The organism is Streptomyces sp. DH12 (genome assembly GCF_020873895.1).
Lineage (GTDB): Bacteria > Actinomycetota > Actinomycetes > Streptomycetales > Streptomycetaceae > Streptomyces.
This window is the reverse complement of the sequence record NZ_JAHWGT010000328.1, coordinates 1-680: the sequence shown is the minus strand read 5'-3', so window position 1 is coordinate 680 and position 680 is coordinate 1. Positions and strand designations below refer to the sequence as shown.

General features: G+C 74.6%; 1 pseudogene. It reads left to right on the top strand.

The features are described from left to right. Window positions 1–680: pseudogene (locus LPA54_RS34350) on the top strand (alpha-mannosidase); the annotation flags it as partial.

Genomic DNA, 680 nt, shown 5'->3' with positions numbered 1-680 from the left:
GCGGTGTGGCACGCGCCGGGGGAACCGGTCCCGGTCGCCGAGGGACTGGCCGCCGACGTCGAGCCGATCACCGTCGGCTCCCGCTGGGGCGCGCCCTGGGGCACCAGCTGGTTCCGGGTGACCGGCACCGTCCCCGAGGCGTGGGCCGGCCGCACCGTCGAGGCGGTCCTCGACCTCGGCTTCGACGAGAACATGCCCGGCTTCCAGTGCGAAGGGCTGGTCTACCGTCCGGACGGCACCCCCGTGAAGGGCCTCAACCCGCGCAACCAGTGGGTGCGGATCGGCGCTCCCGTCCAGGGCGGGGAGGAGGTGCGCCTGCACGTCGAGGCCGCCTCCAACCCCGTCGTCATGGACTACCGCCCCTTCACGCCGACCCCGCTCGGCGACCTGGAGACCGCGGGCAGCGACCCCCAGTACACCCTGACCCGCATGGATCTCGCCGTCCTCGACGAGACCGTGTGGCGCCTGGTGACCGACCTGGAGGTGCTCGGCGAGCTGATGGCCGAACTGCCCGTCGACTCCCCCCGCCGCTGGGAGATCCTCCGCGCCGTCGAGCGCGCCCTGGACGCCGTCGACCTCCAGGACGTGGGCGGCACGGCTGAGCGCGCCCGTTCACGCCTCACCGACGTGCTGGCCGCGCCCGCCGTGCCGTCCGCGCACCGCATCAGCGCCGTCGGGCA